This is a genomic window from Dorea ammoniilytica (assembly GCF_025567415.1).
In the GTDB taxonomy this organism is placed as follows: domain Bacteria; phylum Bacillota; class Clostridia; order Lachnospirales; family Lachnospiraceae; genus Claveliimonas; species Claveliimonas ammoniilytica.
In genome coordinates, this window is the sequence record NZ_JAOQJV010000006.1 from 71,583 (window position 1) to 93,337 (window position 21,755).

A 21,755-nucleotide genomic window follows, 5' to 3' on the forward strand; every position below is an offset into this window, starting at 1 on the left:
GGAGGCTATATCAGCTGGGGGATTGACTCCCAGCTGATATATTGATTCAGCCCCCACTCATACATTAGCAGATCCTTGGCAGCAGTTCTCCGCCCGGCTGTGGAAGCAGTGCCTGTGTGCCAATCTCTGTCTCCATTACGACTCTGCCCGGTTCGTCTGCAATGACTTCTCCAATAATAGCTGCCTCTGCGGAATACGGACATTTGCGTAATGTTTCTACAATATCTTCCGCCTCTTCCTTCGGAGCCATGATCACAAGTCTTCCCTCGCATGCAAGGTATAACGGTTCCAATCCGAGCATACCACAGACTCCCTTTACCTCTGGTTGTACCGGAACTGCTGCAGCATTCAGACGGATTCCCACGTTGCTCTGCCCTGCAATCTCATACAGAACTGTTCCGACACCGCCTCTTGTTGCATCACGGATCACATGCAGATTGTGTGTGGTATCCATCACCGCTTTTACGGTTCCCCACAGCGGTGCACAGTCACTGGTTACATCCGCTTCAATTCCAAAATCTTCTCTTTCTAATAAAATAGTGCATCCGTGACGTCCGATATCACCGGTCACAATGATTGCATCGCCCGGTTTTGCAAGCTCTCCGCCAACCGTTACGCCATCCTGAATCTCGCCGATTCCCGTGGTAGTAATAAATACACCGTCCACCTGTCCTTTTCCGGCGACCTTCGTATCTCCGGATACAATATGTACACCAGCCTCTTTTGCCGTTTTCTCCATAGCCGATGCAATCTCTTCCAACTTTTCCATCGGGAATCCTTCTTCAATGACGAATGCGCAGGTCAGATACAGCGGTTTTGCACCCATGCAGGCAAGGTCATTTACAGTTCCGCAGATTGACAATTTGCCAATATTTCCTCCAGGGAAAAATGCAGGTGACACGATAAATCCATCTGTGGACACTGCCATTCTTCCGACCGGTGGAGTCAATACTGCCGCATCGTCAGCTGTCAGATCTGCGTTTGCAAAATGTGCCTTAAACACCTGATCAATCAATTCGGAAGTCTGTTTTCCCCCGGCACCATGTGCCATCGTTACTGTTTTATTTTCCATGCTGTTTTCCTTCTTTCTTATGAATACTGATAATATGCAGAACAGGCTCCCTCACCGGATACCATGCAGGCTCCGATCGGATGCTGCGGTGTACAGCCTTTTCCGAATACTTTGCAATCGGACGGCTTACATTTACCCTGCAATACATCCCCGCAGCGACAGGCCGGATTCGGCTTTCCTTCCATCTTCGGCACCTGATATTTGATACGGGCATCAAAGTTCTTCCACTCTGGTCTCAACTGCAGGCCGGACGCAGGAATCATACCCAGACCGCGCCATTCAGAATCGCACGCTTCCATCATCTCATCTACCAGTTCCTGCGCTTCTTTGCTTCCATCCTGTGTTACCACACGCGGATAACAATTTACAAAAAACGGCTTCCCTTCCTGGAATTTCACCAGTGCAACTGCCAGTGCTGTCATCAGTTCCCTTGCGGTAAATCCTGCCACAACACCGCTGACGCCTTCCTCTGTCAGTGCTTCGCATAAACGTGTTCCTGTGATGGCATTGACATGTCCCGGATATAAAAATACATCTGCGCTGCCCTTTAATGCCTCATAAGCCTGTGGCATGGTTTTATTCGCAACTAATAAAGAATAATTATCCAGTCCATCTTCTTTTGCCGCTTTCACAGACAGGCACCCCGCCGGTGTCGTTGTCTCAAATCCAACCGACAAAAATGTCACCTGCTCGTCCGGATGTTCCTTTGCATATTTTTCAGCATCTGCCGGAGAATATACGATGCGGATTTTTGCGCCCTGTTCCCTTGCTCCCGCGAGGCTCATTTTTGTCCCCGGCACGCGCACCAGATCTCCAAACGTACAGATGGTCACACCTTTTTCCAGAGCCAGATAGATCGCCTCATCAATAAAACTGACCGGTGTTACACAGACCGGACATCCAGGTCCCGAGATCAATTCTACCTGCCCCGGCAGCAATTTACGGATTCCCAGACGGAATATCTCATGGGTATGCGTGCCACATACTTCCATGATCCGCACCTTCGGTCCATTATAATTTTCAATAATTTCTCTTGCGGTTTTCTTTTTATCTTCGCTGTTTGTATCCCCCATTACAAAAATTCCTCCATGAGCTGATCTGTCTCGCTGTCATCCTCATCTGTGATCTTGGCAATTGCCACACCGGCGTGAACCATAACATAATCTCCCGGTTCCAGATCTTCCAACAACTGAGATGAAACCTCTCTTTTGGCACCGCCGGCATCAATCACCGCTGTGCCATTACTGATCTTTACTACCTTTGCTGATAAACCTACACACATTTATCTTTCCTCCTAAAAACGCTTAATCTATGTCAAATGCTATATCTCTTTTTCCGCTATTTGTAATCGGTTCATCCCATAAGCCGCCTGTCCGATTGCAATTCCCCCGTCATTCGGAGGGATCATGTGATGACACAGCACTTCAAATCCTTCCTGCCCCAATCGTTCTTCTGTCAAATGAAGCAGTAATCGGTTCTGGAATACGCCGCCACTCAATGCTGTTTTATTCCTGCCAGAGCTCTTACGCGCTTCTATACAGGCTACCACAATCTGTTCCGCCAGTGTCTGGTGAAACAGATAAGCCAGTTCTCCGCTGTCAGTGCCTTGCAGTTTTGCCTCTACGATCTGCTTCACCAGTGCTTCTGTATTCAACAAGCATCGTTCTTCTAATTCTGATATCACAGGCTGAACATTATCCCATATCTCATTTCCCTTCAGTTTGCCTTTCTGCTCAAACTCCTCTGCCGCGAACTGCAATGCTGTAGACGCTTCACCCTCAAAGCTTGACTGCCGTCGGATTCCAAGAATCGCGCTGACCGCATCAAACAGCCGTCCTGCACTGGTTGACATTACCGCATTGATCTTCCGATCTGCCATAGTAAACTGTACTTTACTTTCCTGCTCGCTGCAAAGTCCCAGTTTTTCAATGATCTCCCATGCTTTTTCCCGGTTTTTTGTATATCCGTAGATCATCGACACAGCGATACGCCATCCTTCTTTTGCAGACGCATCTCCGCCAATCTGCAAAAACGGTGTTATGCTGCCAAATCTTATAAAATTCTGATAATCTGCCAGCAGAATCTCGCCGCCCCAGATGGTTTCGTCTGTTCCGTATCCGGTTCCGTCAAATGATACTCCGATGACCGGTTCCTGACAGTCATTTTCCGTCATACAGGATAAAACATGCGCATAATGATGCTGCACCTGAATCACCGGAAACCCGAGGTTCTCTGCCACAACCGTGGAATTATATTTCGGATGCAGATCACAAACCACCACCTGCGGCTCTACCTCCAATAACGTCTGAAACCGATGAATCGTCTCCTGCAAGGCTTTTACCGTCCGCAGATCTTCCAGATCGCCCACATACGGTGACGGATAAAAACGGCTGTCCACACCGATACAGAATGTATTTTTAAGTTCTCCGCCAACCGCAAGTACCTGCCCCTTCCAGTCTGTTGATGTCATAAATGGAAGCGGTGCGTAACCTCTGGAACGCCGGATCATATATGGCTCGTTTTTATAAAAATCCATCACCGTATCGTCGGCTCGAATCCGTATTTTTCGATTATGAGATAAAATTGCATCACACAAATGGGATAACTCTGTGATTGCTTCCTCATCATCCCGGCAGATCGGCGCACCGGAAGTATTGCCGCTTGTCATCACCAGCAGATCCGGCATTTCGATTCCATCATCATACTGAAACAACAATAACTGAACCGGTGCATACGGAAGCATCACGCCAACTTTGGGATTTCCCGGTGCCACAGATGGAGCCAGTTTCTCTGTCTGTCCCCCATTTGACCGTCTGTCTAATAACAGGATCGGTTTCTGATGCCCGGTCAAAATCTGCTCCTGCTCCGGTGTCACGATGCATTCCCGTTTTACTACAGTTTCATCTTTCGCCATAACCGCAAATGGTTTTGCCGGTCGATGCTTTAACATCCGCAGACGGCTCACTGTCTCTTCATTTGTTGCATCGCAACACAAATGAAAACCTCCGATACCTTTGATCGCCACGATTCCACCATCATGAATCACCTTCCTTGTATACGTGATAGCATCTCTGCCTCGCTCGCCTCTACCAATCAGATACACCTCCGGTCCGCACGCATTGCAGCACACCGGCTGCGCATCGTAACGCCTTGTCTTCGGATCGTCATATTCCTCCGCACAATCCGGACACATCGGAAACTCCTTCATGCTGGTACGCTCTCTGTCGTAAGGCAGTGAATCCAGAATCGTCATCCGCGGCCCGCAACAGGTGCAGTTGATAAACGGATGCAGATACCGCCGATCCTTTGAATTGTACATTTCTTCTTTGCACTCGTCACAGATCGCAATATCCGGGGAAACAAATATCTCACCCTTCGTTTTCTCACTCTCGATAATATCAAATGCCCCAAACTGCGGCGCATTCTCTGCAGGAATATCTTCTGTATTTATTTTCAAAATAGCCGCACGCTTCGGTGGACGTTCCTCAAGGTCTTTGAGAAATCCATCGACCTGCGCCCCGGAACCCTGTGCGTAAATTTCTACATATGGTCCCTTATTACAGACATTTCCGCAAATCCCATTTGACACAGCATGGCGGCTCACCGTCGGTCGAAAGCCGACACCCTGAACGATACCGTATACCCTGATCCTCTTCGTAACCTCGCTCATACCCCATTTTCTCCTGATCTTATTTCAATCGTCCCGACACTGCAAAATGCACGGTATCCACGAATATTCCGGCAAATTTCGGTGTCATCCGTTCCATACAGTGATCCGCATAGATCACATCAAAATCACCGTTTTCCACAAGTTCCATATAATCATCCTCATCCCGCAGATGCAGATCTCCATCCTGTCGAAGTCCCGACTTCATCATAAACCAGCTTGCCACCGTCACCTGCACATCCGGCGCTTTTTTCAAAATTTCCTCACGGATTGCATTTCCGATCACCTGTTGCTGCACAACCAGTACCTTTTTCCCGCTGTAATCCATATCGTAAACCAATTCATCCACCAGCGGATAAGCAATCTCATACGGCGTTCCGAAAGTTCTCTCCAGATATTTTGCAGCTTCCAGTGCTGCCGGTGCCACCACGATATGTTTTTCCACATTAGATACAGATTTCACATCATCCAATCCGTTCCCCATGCCATAACAGATAGCATGTTTCCCTTCTGCCGCAAAATGCCCCCGGATTCGGTCTGCCGCCCGCAAGTCACTGATATCCTGCGGTGTCATGCCAAGGATTCCGATATTTCCCGGAATCACGTCTTCCTTTTCTCCTGCAAACACCCGGAACAATTCCAACCATGCTTTTTCCTCACCTTTGTCATACAGCTCCATGCCATCGGTGTCCACCGTCAAAATCGGCAGATCTACTTTTTTCTCCGTCATGCGCTTCAACGCATGGTAATCCGTTCCGATGACAGCCGGAACCGGTGTTCCAATGATCGCCGCAAATTTTGCATCCAGTTTTGTCACCGCATCCGCAAGTTTTGCCACCAGACGGTCATCCCGTCCGAGGATTGCATCCATATCGCGAAGCCCTGCACTGAACAGTGCACTTTTGCTCTCAAACCAGCGCGGCTCATCAAATCCACAGATATTTCCGGTACAGCCACCGGCATCACAGATCACGATGATCCCGCCAAATTCATATAACACAGACACCGCGCCGGACTGATCCGGTGCAAAAGGTGTCAGATATTTTCTCAGTCCTCTCATTACTCTATACCTCCGCCAGTGCCTCAAACAGTCTGCGGACGCCGGCATAACCGTACGGCTGCCGTTCCCCGTTCCAGAGCACGTTTGGACAGTTTTTATGATAATAACCGGCATCTTTTCCGATGGTTAGATTTACCCCGGAATCCGTTCCGTCATAATACAGCATCGTCGGTTCCAAATTGGAAAATACTTTCGTCTCCGGGCTCAGTGCCGCCAGCTGTTTTATATAGATAAAATTCTCACCAGATAACGTTCCGTAAATCTCCGGCACTCGAAAACCGTAACGCACAAGAGCAAGCGCCAGTTCAAATGGATCTCCGTTCATCCACTCACCAACTGCAAAAGATGCATCCGGATGAAGTTCTTTAAATTTTGCTACCGCAGCTTCTGCTGTTTTCCGCGGTTCCTCATCATCAAATTCCACACCAAGTGCTACGCCAAATGCACGATACTGACTGGCAATTTTATCGATCTGATATAGTCTGCGCAGCTCGATATACGGGATCTTCAACCGATCATGAAAATCCTCTGCCGCAAATCTTGCTTCCGGATGAAGCACAAGATTAAAATTCGCCTCAGACATCGTCTGATATTCTTCATAATCCTTGCATCTGGAAATCTCATGAATTGTCTTTACGCCAACACCATGAAGCAGATCGTACAGCTCACAGTCATCCACCAGCGGAGAAAAATACCCTAATAAATTCACCACATTTCCTTTTTTCTTTCTCGGCTCAAGCAAAGAATAAATCGACTGACGCACGTGCACCATCGGTGGCTTTCGTCCTTCTCTCGTCAGAGCATACATATAACACGGTTTTACCGGAAGTCCAGTGGCTTCCTCCGCCTTGCGACAGATACGCTCCATATCCGTTCCAAGCAGCGCGTCCACACAGGTAATGCAGATCATTACAACGGACGGTTTTTTCTCCAACCCCTCACAGATCTCTGCCACCGCCTTTGGAATTTTTTTTAAATGACGTCCTGTAACGATATCTGTCTCGTCCATCAGCAGATAGTAAAAACGGTCGTGATAAGCCCGCATAGAACTCAAAACCGATGTATTACGTCCGCAGCATCCCGGTGCCACGATCAGCATGATGGAATCCGGAACCGCCAGTCCCGCACGTTTGACACCAAAGCCCTCCGCTCCCGGTGAGTTAAACGCCAGCGTCGCCGGCGAACTGTAGATCAGATGTGTATGGGAAATAAGCTGCTGTGGAATATTATCTTTTCCACGACTGTTCAGTTCTTCTACTGTACAAAAATATGCTTCCTGTCTCATGCATTTTCCTCTTCTTTCAATAATAATTCCGCCAGATCAAAGAAACATCTGCTGATCTCAGAATCCGGATCACCCTCAATCACTGTTTTTCCCTGATCTTCCCAACGGATGATTTCATCACTCCGCGGCACTTCTCCTACGATTGGCACACCGATTTTTTCAGAAAATGCCTGCACTTTTTCTGTCTCATTTTCCACATTTCGATGATTCAGCACGATACCAAATACACGGGCATAGCTGCGATCCTCAAAGTTGCGCACCGCACTGGAAATATTATTGGCAGCGTACAGTGCCATTTTTTCTCCGGACGTAACGATCAGAACTTTCTCTGCATATCCCTCACGGATCGGTGCCGCAAAACCGCCACAGACCACATCGCCCAATACGTCATACAACACCACATCCGGCTTATAGTGTTCGAACAATTCCATATCTTCCAAAAGCTGGAATGTTGCAATAATGCCTCGACCTGCACAGCCAAGTCCCGGTGTCGGTCCGCCGGTCTCGATACAGAGGATTCCTCCATAACCTTCCTTCGAGATCTGTGCCAGCTCATCCGGTTCCTCATCTTCCTCCCTCATATAATTCATCACCGGGCGAAGCGGCTCGCCGCCAAGCAGATTGATCGTAGAATCCGCCTTCGGATCACATCCGATCTGAATGACACGTTTTCCCATGTTTGCAAAAGCGGCTGCCAGATTAGAAGTCACTGTGGACTTTCCGATACCGCCCTTTCCGTAAATCGCTACCTTTAACATACTTTCCTCCTGAAATCGGCATATAATTAACAAACAGAAAAAGAACCATCTTTCCGGCAATCTGTCAGAAAAATGGTTCTGTAAATTCTTATCTCGTAACTATTCCTGCTCGGATCATCCTTGCCGTCAGAGTTGTCTTATTCGTTTGTCTTAAATCATTCTCATTAATTGCTGCCCTATCTTCTTCACCAAATGCTCTGCAGATGCATGAATCAGATGCAGTAATCTAATAATTATTTTACCAGTTGTCATGCAAGTTAGTCAATGTGAACCTTCGGTGGAAAATACTTTAAGTCGACATGGTTCATCGGGTCAAGTTCACCGTAAGCTTCCCCGCAGATATCGCGGATTACTTTATCCTTGCAGGCTGCTGATATACCCAAAAAAAGACTCTTGGAACTTCAGAGTTTACTCTCCAAAGTTCCAGGAGTCTTCCCAAATATATTTTTTAATATCCTTTGTAAAATTGTATAAGATCTCTATTCTTCTACTTCTCTCTCATAAACGATCTCACCGCCAAGAACTGTCATATCCACTTTCGTGGCCTTGATCTCATCCGGGTCGATCTCATAGATATTCTTCTCGAGAACTACGAAGTCCGCATTTTTTCCCACTTCGATGGTTCCGTTCTCGTCTTCTGTATAGGAAGCGTAAGCTGCGTTTTTTGTGAAAAGCTTCACCGCTTCGTCTACGGATATTTTTTCGGATGGGATCCAGCCTTCCTGTGGCTGACCGCTGATATTTTTGCGGGTAACTGCAAAATAAATATTCTCCATTGCATCAAAGCTTACCACAGGAGCATCCGAGCCGCCGGACGTATGGATTCCCATATCCAGCATACTCTTCCATGCATACACCTTATCCATACGTTGTGCGCCGATGGCAGGTTCCACTGTGTTCATATCCAGATCGATAAATACCGGCTGGATATATGCCAGCAGATCCTGGTCTTTCATCCCCTGCAAAATACGCGGATTGGTGATCTGGCAATGCACGATACCATGTCTGCCCTTTTTGTTATCCTTCCGGTAAGGAGATTTCGCAGCTGCCTCAATGACCATATCCATGGCACGATCGCCTATACAGTGTACCGCCGCCTGCATCTGATGCCGGTCAAAAAAAGCAAACAGATCGTCAAGCTCATCCTGACTGAATGTGATGATCCCGGTATTTTCCGGCGAATCCTCGTAAGGCTCATTCATGGCCGCTGTTCTTGCACCAAGGGAACCATCCTGGATCAGCTTCATCGGTCCAACAGTAAAGTGATCTCCCCTCTGCCCGGTACGATATCCTTCCTCGATAAAAGCCTTCGCATCCTCCGCCCGCTCAAAAAGGCACTGCTCATAATGGCGGATACTCAGCTCTCCTCTGGCATCCAGTGCCTTGTAGGAGGCCATGATCCGACGCCAGTTTTTTCCCGGAAGGGAGGCAAGATCATCGGACTGTACACCTGTAAATCCACATTCATTCAGCTTCTTCGCACTGTATCTGATGTAGCCTTCCACTTCTTCCTGGGATGGCGCTTCCAATACGGAAGAATAAAACTGTACTGCATTCTCCTTCAGAAGTCCGGTATCCAGATCAACCTCCTTCTCAATCTCCGGAAACTCCGGGATTTTTTTCAGAAGCTCCAGACCACAGCTGTTGCACACAGCCACATGCCCGCAGACACGCACCATAATGATGGGGATTTCTGTTGAGAGTGCATCCAGCTCATCCTTATGCGGATAGCGCGGCTTATCAAAATGCTCCTCATTCCAGCCTCTGCAATAGAGCCAGGTCAGCTTCTGACCTTTACTCTCCTCCAATCTTTTTTTTGCTGCTGCAAGCATTTCCTCAACACTTGTGCAGTCAAACAGTTTCACAGATCTTTCCACAAATGCATAATGCAGCATATGCATATGTGTATCCACAAAACCGGGCAGCATCAGCCTTCCCTTAAGGTCAATCCGTTTTTTGCAGGAAAAAGCTTCCGCCTCTTTATCAGTTCCCACAAAAACGATCCGGCCATTTTCGATTCCCACAGCCTCTGCCACTTTTTCACTGTTATCCAGTGTTCTTATACATCCGTTAAAAAAAATCGTATCCACTGTTTATTTTTCCTCTTTTTCTTTTTCTTTTTTATCCTCGTAGAAAAGTGCCATATCCTTGTCTACTTTTCCGATTCCCATGTAACGCGCCTTATAATCCTTCAGCAGCTTAAAGAAGGTACCACTTAAGATAAATAATGTGGCAACATTTACAAATGTAGGGAATACGGTTGTAAAGTCTGCAATTACCCACAGCTGTGCCGGTGTTCCGTTTCCGTAAAGAGTAAGCACTGTGACCAGAAGACCCCATAATGGCGTTCCAAGAATAAAAACCTTCTCTGCGATCTTCAGAACCTTCTGATTGTTTTTCAGCCAGTGCTTCAGGATCACGCTGTAATAGGTGAACCATCCGGTTGATGTTGTCAGTCCGAAAAGGAAAATACTGATCGCGATCAGTGCTCTCGCAACAGAGCCCATTCCGGACTCAAATGCTGTCAGTGTCAGCTCTGATCCCTGAAGTCCTGAATTCCAGTAGCCTGTGATGATAACAACAAGACCTGTCATGGAGCAGACTACGATGGTGTCTGCAAATACCTCAAATGCTCCCATCAGTCCCTGTTTTACAGGATGGTCTGTATTTGCGGAAGCATGGATCATAGGTGAGGTTCCCCAGCCTGCCTCGTTGCTGTATACAGAACGGGCAAATCCAAGACGCATAGCTGTTGCAACACCGGCTCCCATAAATCCGCCGACTGCTGCCTGTGTTGTAAATGCACCCTTGAAGATCAGTCCAAAGGTTTCCGGCAGCTTGTCAAAATTCACTACCAGTATTGCAAGAGATCCTACAATGTAAAGCATGCACATGATCGGTGTCATATAGGAAGAGATCACACCGACTTTCTTTACACCGCCAATGATGATCAGGTAGATCGCTGCCACATACAGAAGTGACGGCACGATGTACGGCAGGTGGAAGGTACTTCCGACAGCCTCTGATACTGTATAATTCTGTAAGGTGATGAACCATGTCATAAAAATACAGCCGCCGAACAGTACTGCAAAAAGTTTCCAGAAGGGAAGCTTTTTCTCTCCGCCAAGACCCTTCTGCATGTAGTAGGTCGGGCCTCCCTGGTACTCACCGTTTGGCTGTTTTTCTCTGTAGTACACAGCAAGTGTTACCTCTGCCATCTTGATGACCATAGCAAGAAGCGCCGCGATCCAGAGCCAGAATAATGCACCAGGTCCTCCTGTTGCAATGGCTGTTGCAACACCGGACATGTTGGATACTCCAACGGTACCGCCGATCGCAATGGAAATAGCCTGGAACGGTGTCAGGCTCTTTCCGTCGTCTCCGCCTTCCTGACGGCGTTCTTTACTGAACATGTTTTTCAAAATGTAACCAAAATGGCGGAACTGGAAGAAACCGGAACGTACTGTCAGATATACGCCTGTAGCGAGAATCGTGATCAGCAGCGGCAGTCCCCAGAGCCAGTTGGTCAGATTTTCAAATAATTCAAACATCTTTTCCTCTCCTATCCTTTTTATTGTTTTTCTTTTGCATACATTTGGAAAATCCGCGTACAGAATATAAAAAATCCCCAGGACATGAAGTCAGATACGGATACCCGGTGTTCTCGACATACAGCTCTTCTGCCATATATCTGCGAGCCCCGTTTCTGCCCTCTTTATACTTCATGCTCTGGGGATCTTACATTTCAGTCCACTAATCTTCCAAACGATCACAGTATATCACAGTTCCGGAGGAATTGCTACTTTTTCCGTTTGAAGCAACCAGCTTTTTCAATTATTTTAATTGGTTTATATTATCAGAAAAAAGAGGATTTATTGTTATCAAAGGAATCAGTAAACATGAATGTCGTTTAATTTATTTATATGTAGACGAATATTACCGGCAAAAGGGCATCGGAAAACACCTATTATCCGAAGCTAAAAATACTGCTAAGCAATTAGGTTATACCAAAATCTCTTTATATGTATTATCTAATAACGAAATTGCACAGTCACTATATAAAAATTCAAATTTTGAAACCACAAAATTACGTATGGAATGTAGTTTGAACGAATAATATTTTCATAAAAAATTATTCAATTTTTGTATAAACTTTCTTATCTTTCCATCAAAAAAATCTGTATCCCCTTACGCTCTTGGGTGGCGTAAGGGGTTTACAGATTTTTATTACTACTTATTCTCTACATACTGGAATTTATCGTCTTGTTCCATTCTTATCAAAATTCTTTTTTAATGCTATTTCTGTTGGGAGAATAGACCCAATTAAAGGAATAAGTTGAACACCACAGATAATTCCTCCTATACTCCCAACACAATCTTCATTTTTTCCAATCACTAAAAGCATGAATATTACTGTTATCGGCAACATAACCATTCCACAGACATACCAGACTTTACCACAATATTTATGAGCAAATTCCCATGTGTCTTTGTTCTTCATAGACATCGAAGTCCGATATCCAAATACTGAATTTATTTCCTTTGGAGCCTTTTTCATAAAATATCTTCCAAAACCAATCATCGTAAATGGAAGAAGCAAATCCATAATCAACATAAAAATCCAAAACCCCATTGTAAACCTCCTTTACTACAACTCCCGATTTATTTTTATCATCATACTACCACACCCAAGAACTTTTGTACATTTTTCACGTAAAAAACCCCTCACACCATAATTGATGTAAGGGGTTTTCTATATAAGCTAATTAACGTTCTATGTTAGTCACCTACAGTGTACTATTTCTGGTTAATTGCTGCCTGAGCTGCTGCCAGTCGAGCAATCGGTACACGGAATGGTGAGCAAGATACATAGTCCAGTCCGATCTTGTTGCAGAATTCTACTGAACTTGGATCTCCACCGTGCTCTCCACAGATACCGATGTGAAGCTTTGGATTAACCGGCTTACCTAACTTAATAGCAGTCTCCATCAGCTTGCCGACACCATTCTGGTCGAGCTTAGCGAATGGATCGTTCTCGTAGATCTTAGCATCATAGTAAGCATCAAGGAACTTACCGGCATCATCACGAGAGAAGCCGAATGCCATCTGTGTAAGGTCATTCGTACCGAAGCAGAAGAAGTCAGCTTCCTCAGCGATCTCATCAGCGGTCAGAGCAGCTCTTGGGATCTCGATCATAGTACCAACTTCGTACTTAAGATCTGCGCCTGCTGCTGCGATCTCAGCATCTGCTGTCTCTACTACAAACTTCTTAACATATTTCAGCTCTTTTACATCACCGATCAACGGAATCATAATCTCTGGTACAAGATCCCAATCCGGATGAGCCTTCTTAACATTGATAGCTGCACGGATAACAGCCTTTGTCTGCATCTTGGCAATCTCTGGATAAGTAACTGCAAGACGGCATCCACGATGTCCCATCATTGGGTTGAACTCATGCAGACTGTCGATAATAGTCTTGATCTCTTCTACAGTCTTGCCCTGCGCTTCTGCCAGTTTCTTAATATCTTCTTCCTCTGTAGGAACGAACTCATGAAGCGGTGGATCCAGGAAACGGATAGTTACCGGATTACCTTCCAGTGCTTCATACAGAGCCTCGAAGTCTCCCTGCTGGTATGGCAGGATCTTCTCCAGTGCAGCTTCTCTTTCTTCTACAGTATCAGCACAGATCATCTCACGGAATGCAGCAATTCTGTCTTCCTCGAAGAACATATGCTCTGTACGGCAAAGTCCGATACCTTCTGCACCAAGCTCACGTGCTTTCTTAGCATCTGCAGGTGTATCTGCGTTAGTACGAACTTTCATAGTTCTGTATTTGTCAGCCCAAGCCATGATTCTTCCGAACTCACCGGCAATCTGAGCATCAACAGTAGGAATGATTCCATCATAGATGTTACCTGTAGTACCATCAATAGAGATTGCATCTCCTTCGTGGAATTCTTTTCCTGCTAATGTAAACTTCTTATTCTCTTCATCCATTGCGATGTCGCCACAACCAGATACACAGCATGTACCCATACCACGGGCAACTACGGCTGCGTGAGATGTCATACCACCACGAACTGTCAGGATACCCTGCGCAGACTTCATACCTGTGATATCTTCCGGAGATGTCTCCAGACGAACCAGAACAACCTTTTCTCCCTTAGCTGCCCATTCTACAGCATCATCAGCTGTGAATACGATCTTACCGCAGGCTGCTCCCGGAGAAGCTCCAAGACCTTTACCCATCGGTGTAGCAGCTTTCAGTGCTGCAGCATCGAACTGTGGGTGAAGCAGTGTATCCAGGTTACGTGGATCGATCATAGCAACTGCTTCTTCTTCTGTTCTCATGCCTTCATCTACCAGATCACAAGCGATCTTCAGAGCTGCCTGAGCAGTTCTCTTACCGTTACGTGTCTGAAGCATGTACAGCTTACCGTGCTCTACAGTAAACTCCATATCCTGCATGTCTCTATAGTGGTTCTCCAGAGTCTCGCATACTTTCTTGAATTCTACGAATGCTTCCGGGAACTTGTCTTCCATCTCAGAAATGTGCATTGGTGTACGAACACCGGCAACTACATCCTCGCCCTGTGCATTGGTCAGGAACTCACCGAACAGTCCGTTCTCTCCTGTAGCAGGGTCACGTGTAAATGCAACACCTGTACCACAGTCATCACCCATGTTACCGAATGCCATAGACTGTACGTTAACAGCTGTTCCCCAAGAATATGGGATATCGTTGTCACGACGGTATACATTCGCACGCGGGTTGTCCCATGAACGGAATACGGCTTTGATAGCTCCCATCAGCTGTTCCTTCGGCTCATCCGGGAAGTCAGCACCAATCTTCTCTTTGTATTCAGCCTTGAACTGATTAGCCAGCTCTTTCAGATCGTCAGCAGTCAGATCTACATCCTGCTTAACTCCTCTGTCAGCTTTCATCTTGTCGATCAGCTCTTCGAAGTACTTCTTGCCTACTTCCATAACTACGTCAGAATACATCTGAATAAATCTTCTGTAGCAGTCCCAAGCCCAACGCGGATTACCAGACTGTTTTGCAATTGTCTCAACAACTGTCTCATTCAATCCAAGGTTCAGGATTGTATCCATCATACCAGGCATAGAAGCTCTTGCTCCTGAACGAACAGATACGAGAAGCGGATTCTCGCTGTCGCCAAACTTCTTACCTGTAATCTCTTCCATTTTAACAATGTACTCATTGATCTGTGCCTGGATCTCTTCATTGATCTCTCTGCCATCTTCGTAGTACTGAGTACAAGCTTCAGTAGTGATAGTAAATCCCTGCGGTACCGGAAGTCCGAGGCTTGTCATCTCAGCCAGGTTAGCTCCCTTACCACCAAGCAGCTCACGCATGCTTGCGTTACCTTCACTAAACAAATAAACCCATTTTCTTGCCATTTTTAAATGACCTCCTAAATAATAATTTGCATGTCAAGTCGCTCTTATAATTTTAATGGTTTTGACCATATACGTCAAGTATTTGACTGTCATAAATTGTCAGTTTTTTATAAATAATCCCGTTTTAATTTTCCTTTTTCTTGTGCATACTGCAATAGATTTCTCATTCTGTGGTTACAGCTTCCTATATGTACTCCGGCATCCACGACAATTTGGCATCGATCAATCATATTTTCTGCATTTTTATATGTATTGTCGCTAATCTCTTCAAACGGTTCTTCTGTAATGATTTTCGATGCCAGTACTCTTGCTGCCTGATAATCCACATCATTGGTATACAATATACCTGCCGCAAATGGTCTGCCTTCCCGCTGAAGCTTCCGATAGATCGGTGTTCCATTGCCACCGGAAGAAATGACAAAGACTTCCGGCTCTCCTTCTGTCTTCTTAAGTTCCAGACTGCCGGACAATGGATTATAGGAACCATTGTCCAGATCATATAGTTTTTCTATGGTCTCTTCGTGAAACACCTCTTCCGGCGTTCCATACGCCATAATCTCTTCCCCGCGCACACAGACGATCTTATCCGCACATTTCTGAGCCAGATCAATCTCGTGCAAAGACATAAGCACCGTAATGCCCTTTTTCTTTGCCATACGTTTCAGAATATCCAGAAGTTCCAGCTTATACCGGATGTCAAGATATGAAGTCGGTTCGTCCAGCACAATGATCTCCGGCTCCTGACAGATGGCTCTCGCCAGCATAATTCGCTGCTTCTGCCCATCGCTGATCGCATTAAAATCCCGATTGCCGATCTCCTGTGCGTGAACTGCTGCCATTGCTTCATCTACGATCCGTTCATCCTCTGCGGTCAGGATACCGAGTCTTCCGGTATACGGATACCGTCCCGTTGCCACAATATCGTGACAGGTCATAAGCTCTGTCCGGATTCGTTCTGTTAATACCACTGCCATCCTGGACGACAGCTCTTTATAAGAAATGTTCGTCAGAGACGTATCATCAAAAAACACCTTACCGCCCACCAGTCTGAGCTGCCTGGTAATACTTTTAAGGATTGTAGACTTCCCGGAACCATTTGGTCCTATCAATGTTACGATCTCGCCCTTGCAGATGCCAAAATTAATATCATGGATCAGTGCCTTTCCCTGATAACCCACGGCCAGGTCTTTGGTCAGCAAATAATACTCAGCCATATCTCTATCGTCCTTTCTCACGTTTCACCATCATATAGATGACAATCGGCGCACCCACAATGGATGTCACCGTGCTGATATTCAGTTCTACCGGTGCCAGTGCCATTCTCGCGATCAGGTCACAGCTCATGCAGAATACAGCTCCCGCAAAAAATGTACCCGGTATGATTACAATAGGTTTCGATGTCCCAAATGCCTTTCTGGTCAGAAATGGAACCGCGATTCCTACAAATGAAATCGGCCCCGCAAATGCTGTCACGCATGCAGACAATATACTGGACAACAAAATAATCAATATACGGAACAATTGAATATTAACACCCATACTCTGTGCATAATGCTCTCCCAGCTGGTAAGCTCCAATAGGCTTGGAAAGTAAAAATGTCCATATAGCCGCCACGGCTACAATGACTGCTGCCACCCTGATATTACTCCAGCTGGAACCTGAAAAGCTTCCCAATGACCAGCCGTGAAGATTGACAATATCGGAATCGTCTGCAAATGTCACTACAAAATCAGTAATCGCCGAGCAGATATATCCGATCATGATACCACCTACCAGAAGTGCTGCCATATGCTGAATCTTTCGCGACATCAGTAAGATAAATCCGGTCGATAACAAAGATCCGGTAAATGCCGCCAGCACAAGCACCCCTGATGAAAAATGTCCGATATGTTTCAGAAATATAATCATTGCCAATGCCACTACCATCTTGGCTCCTGAAGAAATACCCAGCACAAACGGTCCCGCTATAGGATTTGAGAAAAAGGTCTGTAATAAGAAACCGGACAGAGACAATGCTCCGCCCAGTATCGCTGCCATAAGAATGCGGGGCAGCCGTATTTTCCAGATAATACTGTACTCTACGGCATCCCCATCTCTCATGAATAATATTCTCAATATCTTCGGTACAGAAATATGTACATTTCCCGTGTTAATATTCAACACAATGATCACGAAAAATGCTGCCAGAAGCCCCAGAAATACCACTGTATATCTGGAACGCCTTCTGAAATTTTCACTGTGAAAGCTTACGCTCTCTGTCTGCTTCTGTTCTTTCTGCATAGTACCTCACCTAATTCATTTTCTCAAGAAATGTCATCTGACTCGCATCCCCATCCGTCAGCATATGATGAATGTCCCCGATCAGTTCTCCAACTGTATCTGTCGCCTGATACAGATTTTTTCCAGTATACCATACATTTCCGTCTTTGACGGCCTTGAACTCCGCAAAGAGATCACTCTTGGACTCCAGATCCGCAATACTGCTGACCTGCCCGTCAATGGTTCCATTATAGATCAGATAATCCGTATCTACTGCTGTCGCATAGAATTCTTCCATCGTCAGCTTTACAGAAGGTGCATTGCTGTCTGCATTCTTCAGGTCTGTGAAAATGTATCTGCCGCCTGCAATCTCGATCATTGACGGAATGTAGTCATCTGACTTACGTACCACGACAGAGCCATCAGAATTCATATAGAAGTATGCAACTGTCTTCTCTGTATTTTTGAAATCTTTCAGTTCTTCGATTACTTTCGCCTGATCTTCAAAAAATGATTCTGCCAGATCTTCTTTATTCAGCATTGCGCCATACAGCTTGATCCACTCTGTTCTGCCAAGCGGATGTGCTTCATAACTGGAATAGTCCACAAATACCGGAATCCCAAGTTCTTCGATCATCTCCTGTACCTTTGGTGTATGCAGGATCATGGTAGACTCAATTGCCAGATTACAGTCTCCGTCTACGATCTTCTCATAATCCGGCTCGCTATATTTACCAGCATAGGTAATATCTCCTGACTCCATTGCTTCTTTAGCATTCTCCACATACCAGCCCGAAGCTTCCAGTCCGGAAAAACTGATAGTATCCAATGCATCCAGTCTGTCAAAAAGCGACATGGTTGCCGTTGCTGCCATGTAGATGTTCTGTACCGGCTGTTTGATCACCACAATATCCTCATCCAATCCTTCCGGTGCTTCCTTGCCCTCTGGAACAATAAGATGCTGTCTGTCCTCATGTACATCAATCAGCTTATATCCATCCTTATAATAATACACATCAAATTCTTTTGCATAAGTCAGATCCATTGCCCTTTCGAAAGTCAGCTCCGGAATCTCCGGAGCATCCCCTTTCTCTTTATCAGAAGCTTTTGCCTCGCTTCGCTGACTGCTTTTACTAGCTTTACTGTCATTTCCGCTCTGACCACATCCTGTTACCAAAAATGTCGCCATCATTATTACCGCAAACACCTGATATAATAACTTTTTCTTCATTTACTTTTCTCCTGCCTGCTGTACGGCTTTGTTATACAGAGCATTTGCCTGATCCTCGCATCCGAAGATCACACCATACACCTTGATCCATTCTGCTTTTGCCAGATCATCCTTTTCATCTTCCGAACGATCCACGATCATCGGGATTCCAAGAAGTGCATACTTTTCAGTAATCTTCTCCCACTGCTCAATCTGGTCTTCTTCCGTAATGGTCTTGCCCTTCTTCGTGGTCTTATCCTCTGCCGGAAGCAGATCACCGGATACCAGCGCGAGATTTATTTCCTGTTTTACCAGGTCTCGATACTTCGGGTCTCTCTCTTTACCACCGTAGATAACTTCTGCCTGTTTTTCATCTTTTTTCTTTGACATCTTATCCGCAATATCAGAGACTTCACAGTTCTTTTTTTTCATACCGACTGCTGCCACCTGATCTAGCAGGTCCATCTCTTCCATCTGCTTCAGTATCTCATTATCGGATACATACGCTTGGTCTGTTGGCATCTGTACTACGATCATATCCTCACTGAGTCCCACAGGAATCACAGTATTCTCCGGTACAAGAAGATATTTGATGACATTTCCTTTATAAAGTTCTGCCGCCTGTTCCGTTTCACCGACTACAGCCTCACCATCTTCCGCAGAATCTACTGCCTCCGAGCTCTGATCCTTCGAAGTCTCTTCTGACTTATCAGAATCTTTGTTCGCATCGGTTTCTTTTTTATCAGGGTCTTTCTTTTCCGGATCACGAATGGTGTCCTTTGTCACATCTACTTCCAGAAGTGTAATGCCCTTATCATAATGATAGATTTTAAAGTACTCTGCATGTTCCAGCTTCGTCTCAGACTCATAATTCAGTCCCATGATCTCCGGTGCTTTGTCATCCAGTGTCTTATTCTGAACAGTTCCTGCACCTTTTCCATTACCGGCTGCCGCCAGATATACAAAAATTGTATATGCAATCTCATGTGCCACTGACATTTTGTCCGTCATACCAAGGATGGTATTATTCTGATTCAGTGCAATCGGAATTACAACTGTTGCCATTCCACCGCCTTTGGTCGTATAGTAAGTCTTTCCGTCTGCTTTTACATATTGATAATGATCACTGTCAAATACCAGCGTAGCATATGCCTGACCATTCTGAATGGTAACCTTATTACACGTAATCTTTACCTTACCGGTTCCACCTGACCAGCTAAATCTGTCTGGCGTATATACGCCATCAGCTAATGTAGTAGAACTATTGACAGCAGATGTAGATCCACTGGTATCTGCCTCCCACTTGGATTCATTGTCCGCTTTGCCGTCATTTGGCTTTGATGCACCAGAATTACCATTACCATTATTATCCGACGGCTTAGACGGAGTAGATGGGTTGGATGGATTTGTATTGCTGTCATCACTTATCTTCTGTAACGTGTCATATTTGAATGTAAGAGTACGAGCATACCACTGATTCTTTTTAATAGAATGAGAGGCTACTGCAATTTCCTTATCCAACGCCTCTACCGGAATGGTATAGGTATACTTGCCATTTGCATCTACCACATATGGAACCCATGATTTACGATCTGCTTTCTCAGCATCTGCTCCCGTTCCCATATAAAGATAATCATACCCTGTACCACTCAAAGTAATTACCGCTGACATCAAGCCATTCTTAACTGTCAGCTTACAGTCAACTACTTTAAACATAGCCGCGCCAGTTTCCACTTCAATAGAGTATATGCCATCCGCTGCTGTCGGATATATTCTGTCCATGTTAGAAAAATCAAATGTTAATTCACGGTCATACCATTTTGCATATTTTGTAGAATACGCCGCTAACTTAACTTTGTTTTCTGCAAGAGAATTTAATGGCAGGCTATAGGTATACTTTCCATTTACATCTTCCACAAATGGAATCCATGTGCTCTTATCTGCAACTGCTGCTTCTTCTTTTGTTCCCTTATATAAATATCCATACCCAGTTCCACTTAAAGTAAGTACCGCTGTCAGTTTTCCATCTTTTACCACTAGCTTACAATCTACAACTTTAAACATGGACGCACTGGATGTTACGCCTATGTTATTATAGCTTCCATCTTCCGGGGTAGTCGGAGTTGGTTCTGGTCTCGGAGTCGGTTCTGGCTCCGGTGTTGGATTCGTTCCCGGTTCCGTCACTGTTTCCTCCGGAATATAAATCCACAGATCAGCCTTGGTATACCAGCTTCCATCTGGCTTTCCCAGTGCTACAGACTGCACTTTTCCAACTTTAGATGCATCTACTTTAAATGTGAATGTATTGGTTCCATCTGCACTTCTTTTAATTACAGGTTCTTTTGCTTCATCGTTTTTGGATCCCAGATAAATCTTATCATAACTGTTGCTGCTTGTAGTAAATGACACATCATACAGTTCTCCGTTTTTCTTAACCGTCGAAGTGGTAATTTTGAACATCGCAAATACTTTTCCATCTTCTTTTACTACCTGAACGGTATTACCCGTTACAGTCGGTGCATTCGCTGTCTGTACTACAACATTCTCTCCATCTGATGCTTCACTCTGTACCTGACCTGTCTCTGCTGTTTGCTGACTTTCCTGCTGTTCAGCTACACTGCCGGATTTTTCTGCGTTTGCTGTATTGCTATTATTGTTTAACGCATTTTCCTGACTCGACGCGTTGCCAGCTTCTTCTGCTGCCGGACTCTGACTCTCTGATTTGTTTTCTGACTCTGCTACAGTTTCATTCTGACTGCTGTTTTCTGTGACACCGGCTTCATCCGATGATGCATAAGCTTTCGTATAGCTAAGCGGCGACACAAGCATAGACGCACTCAAGCAAAGAGCAAGAAAACGCTTATGATATCTCTTCATTTTTCTCCTCATTCCTTCTGCAATATCATGTTGTCTTTGTTATCTGGGGAAATAATCAGAATAAAGAATTCTACAAAAATCAAACCTTCCTGACCTGAAATACAGGAAGCCTTGAATTCATGATCATTTCGGTACAATCAAT

Annotated in this window: 17 protein-coding genes; 1 reads left to right on the top strand and 16 read right to left on the bottom strand. The window is 45.4% G+C overall.

The window, feature by feature from the left end:
• Window positions 1-64: 64 nt before the first annotated feature.
• From hypE to OCV65_RS06660, 10 genes are all read right to left on the bottom strand, one after another.
• Complete coding sequence (gene hypE / locus OCV65_RS06615) at window positions 65-1,072, bottom strand: hydrogenase expression/formation protein HypE (RefSeq protein WP_262581400.1); 1,008 nt, start codon at window positions 1,070-1,072, stop codon at window positions 65-67.
• A 17-nt stretch (window positions 1,073-1,089) separates the two neighbouring features.
• Window positions 1,090-2,145 carry a hydrogenase formation protein HypD gene (hypD, locus tag OCV65_RS06620; protein WP_262581401.1) on the bottom strand — a complete coding sequence of 352 codons (1,056 nt, stop codon included), beginning with the start codon at window positions 2,143-2,145 and terminating at the stop codon, window positions 1,090-1,092.
• Window positions 2,145-2,354 (bottom strand): HypC/HybG/HupF family hydrogenase formation chaperone, encoded by a 210-nt coding sequence (locus OCV65_RS06625; protein WP_021738051.1) that lies wholly within the window; start codon window positions 2,352-2,354, stop codon window positions 2,145-2,147. The genes hypD and OCV65_RS06625 overlap by 1 nt, the downstream gene beginning before the upstream one ends.
• 39 nt (window positions 2,355-2,393) lie before the next feature.
• Complete coding sequence (hypF, locus tag OCV65_RS06630; protein ID WP_262581402.1) at window positions 2,394-4,742, bottom strand: carbamoyltransferase HypF; 2,349 nt, start codon at window positions 4,740-4,742, stop codon at window positions 2,394-2,396.
• 19 nt (window positions 4,743-4,761) lie between these two features.
• Window positions 4,762-5,799 (bottom strand): nitrogenase component 1, encoded by a 1,038-nt coding sequence (locus tag OCV65_RS06635; protein WP_262581403.1) that lies wholly within the window; start codon window positions 5,797-5,799, stop codon window positions 4,762-4,764.
• Window positions 5,800-5,803: 4 nt separating this feature from the next.
• Entirely contained in the window at window positions 5,804-7,084 is a 1,281-nt protein-coding gene (locus OCV65_RS06640) for a nitrogenase component 1 (protein WP_262581404.1), read from the bottom strand.
• A complete protein-coding gene (locus OCV65_RS06645) occupies window positions 7,081-7,842 on the bottom strand; it encodes a nitrogenase iron protein NifH (protein WP_262581405.1) in 762 nt (253 codons plus the stop codon). Before OCV65_RS06645 ends, OCV65_RS06640 begins: the two co-directional genes overlap by 4 nt.
• 257 nt (window positions 7,843-8,099) lie before the next feature.
• Window positions 8,100-8,225 (bottom strand): hypothetical protein, encoded by a 126-nt coding sequence (locus tag OCV65_RS06650; RefSeq protein ID WP_262581406.1) that lies wholly within the window; start codon window positions 8,223-8,225, stop codon window positions 8,100-8,102.
• A 96-nt stretch (window positions 8,226-8,321) separates the two neighbouring features.
• On the bottom strand, window positions 8,322-9,932 hold the full coding sequence (locus tag OCV65_RS06655) for an amidohydrolase (protein ID WP_066559186.1): 1,611 nt from the start codon (window positions 9,930-9,932) through the stop codon (window positions 8,322-8,324).
• Window positions 9,933-9,935: 3 nt separating this feature from the next.
• Complete coding sequence (locus OCV65_RS06660) at window positions 9,936-11,393, bottom strand: alanine/glycine:cation symporter family protein (RefSeq protein ID WP_262581407.1); 1,458 nt, start codon at window positions 11,391-11,393, stop codon at window positions 9,936-9,938.
• 245 nt (window positions 11,394-11,638) lie between these two features.
• Between OCV65_RS06660 and OCV65_RS13510 the strand changes: the two genes are divergently transcribed.
• The gene (locus tag OCV65_RS13510) at window positions 11,639-11,959 is read left to right on the top strand and encodes a GNAT family N-acetyltransferase (RefSeq protein WP_416810577.1); all 321 of its coding nucleotides are present in this window, start codon (window positions 11,639-11,641) and stop codon (window positions 11,957-11,959) included.
• Window positions 11,960-12,097: 138 nt separating this feature from the next.
• Here OCV65_RS13510 and OCV65_RS06665 read toward each other — a convergent pair whose 3' ends face one another.
• The 6 genes from OCV65_RS06665 to OCV65_RS06690 form a co-directional block, all read right to left on the bottom strand.
• Window positions 12,098-12,475: an SdpI family protein gene (locus OCV65_RS06665; RefSeq protein ID WP_003864540.1), complete on the bottom strand. Its 378-nt coding sequence runs from the start codon at window positions 12,473-12,475 to the stop codon at window positions 12,098-12,100.
• A gap of 164 nt (window positions 12,476-12,639) precedes the next feature.
• Window positions 12,640-15,267, bottom strand: coding sequence for a pyruvate, phosphate dikinase (gene ppdK / locus OCV65_RS06670; RefSeq protein WP_262581408.1), 2,628 nt, complete (start codon window positions 15,265-15,267; stop codon window positions 12,640-12,642).
• Window positions 15,268-15,374: 107 nt separating this feature from the next.
• Window positions 15,375-16,481 carry an ABC transporter ATP-binding protein gene (locus OCV65_RS06675; protein ID WP_262581409.1) on the bottom strand — a complete coding sequence of 369 codons (1,107 nt, stop codon included), beginning with the start codon at window positions 16,479-16,481 and terminating at the stop codon, window positions 15,375-15,377.
• A gap of 4 nt (window positions 16,482-16,485) precedes the next feature.
• The gene (locus OCV65_RS06680; RefSeq protein WP_262581410.1) at window positions 16,486-17,547 is read right to left on the bottom strand and encodes a FecCD family ABC transporter permease; all 1,062 of its coding nucleotides are present in this window, start codon (window positions 17,545-17,547) and stop codon (window positions 16,486-16,488) included.
• 10 nt (window positions 17,548-17,557) lie between these two features.
• Window positions 17,558-18,757: an ABC transporter substrate-binding protein gene (locus OCV65_RS06685; RefSeq protein ID WP_262581411.1), complete on the bottom strand. Its 1,200-nt coding sequence runs from the start codon at window positions 18,755-18,757 to the stop codon at window positions 17,558-17,560.
• Complete coding sequence (locus tag OCV65_RS06690; protein WP_262581412.1) at window positions 18,758-21,613, bottom strand: hypothetical protein; 2,856 nt, start codon at window positions 21,611-21,613, stop codon at window positions 18,758-18,760.
• Window positions 21,614-21,755: the final 142 nt, after the last annotated feature.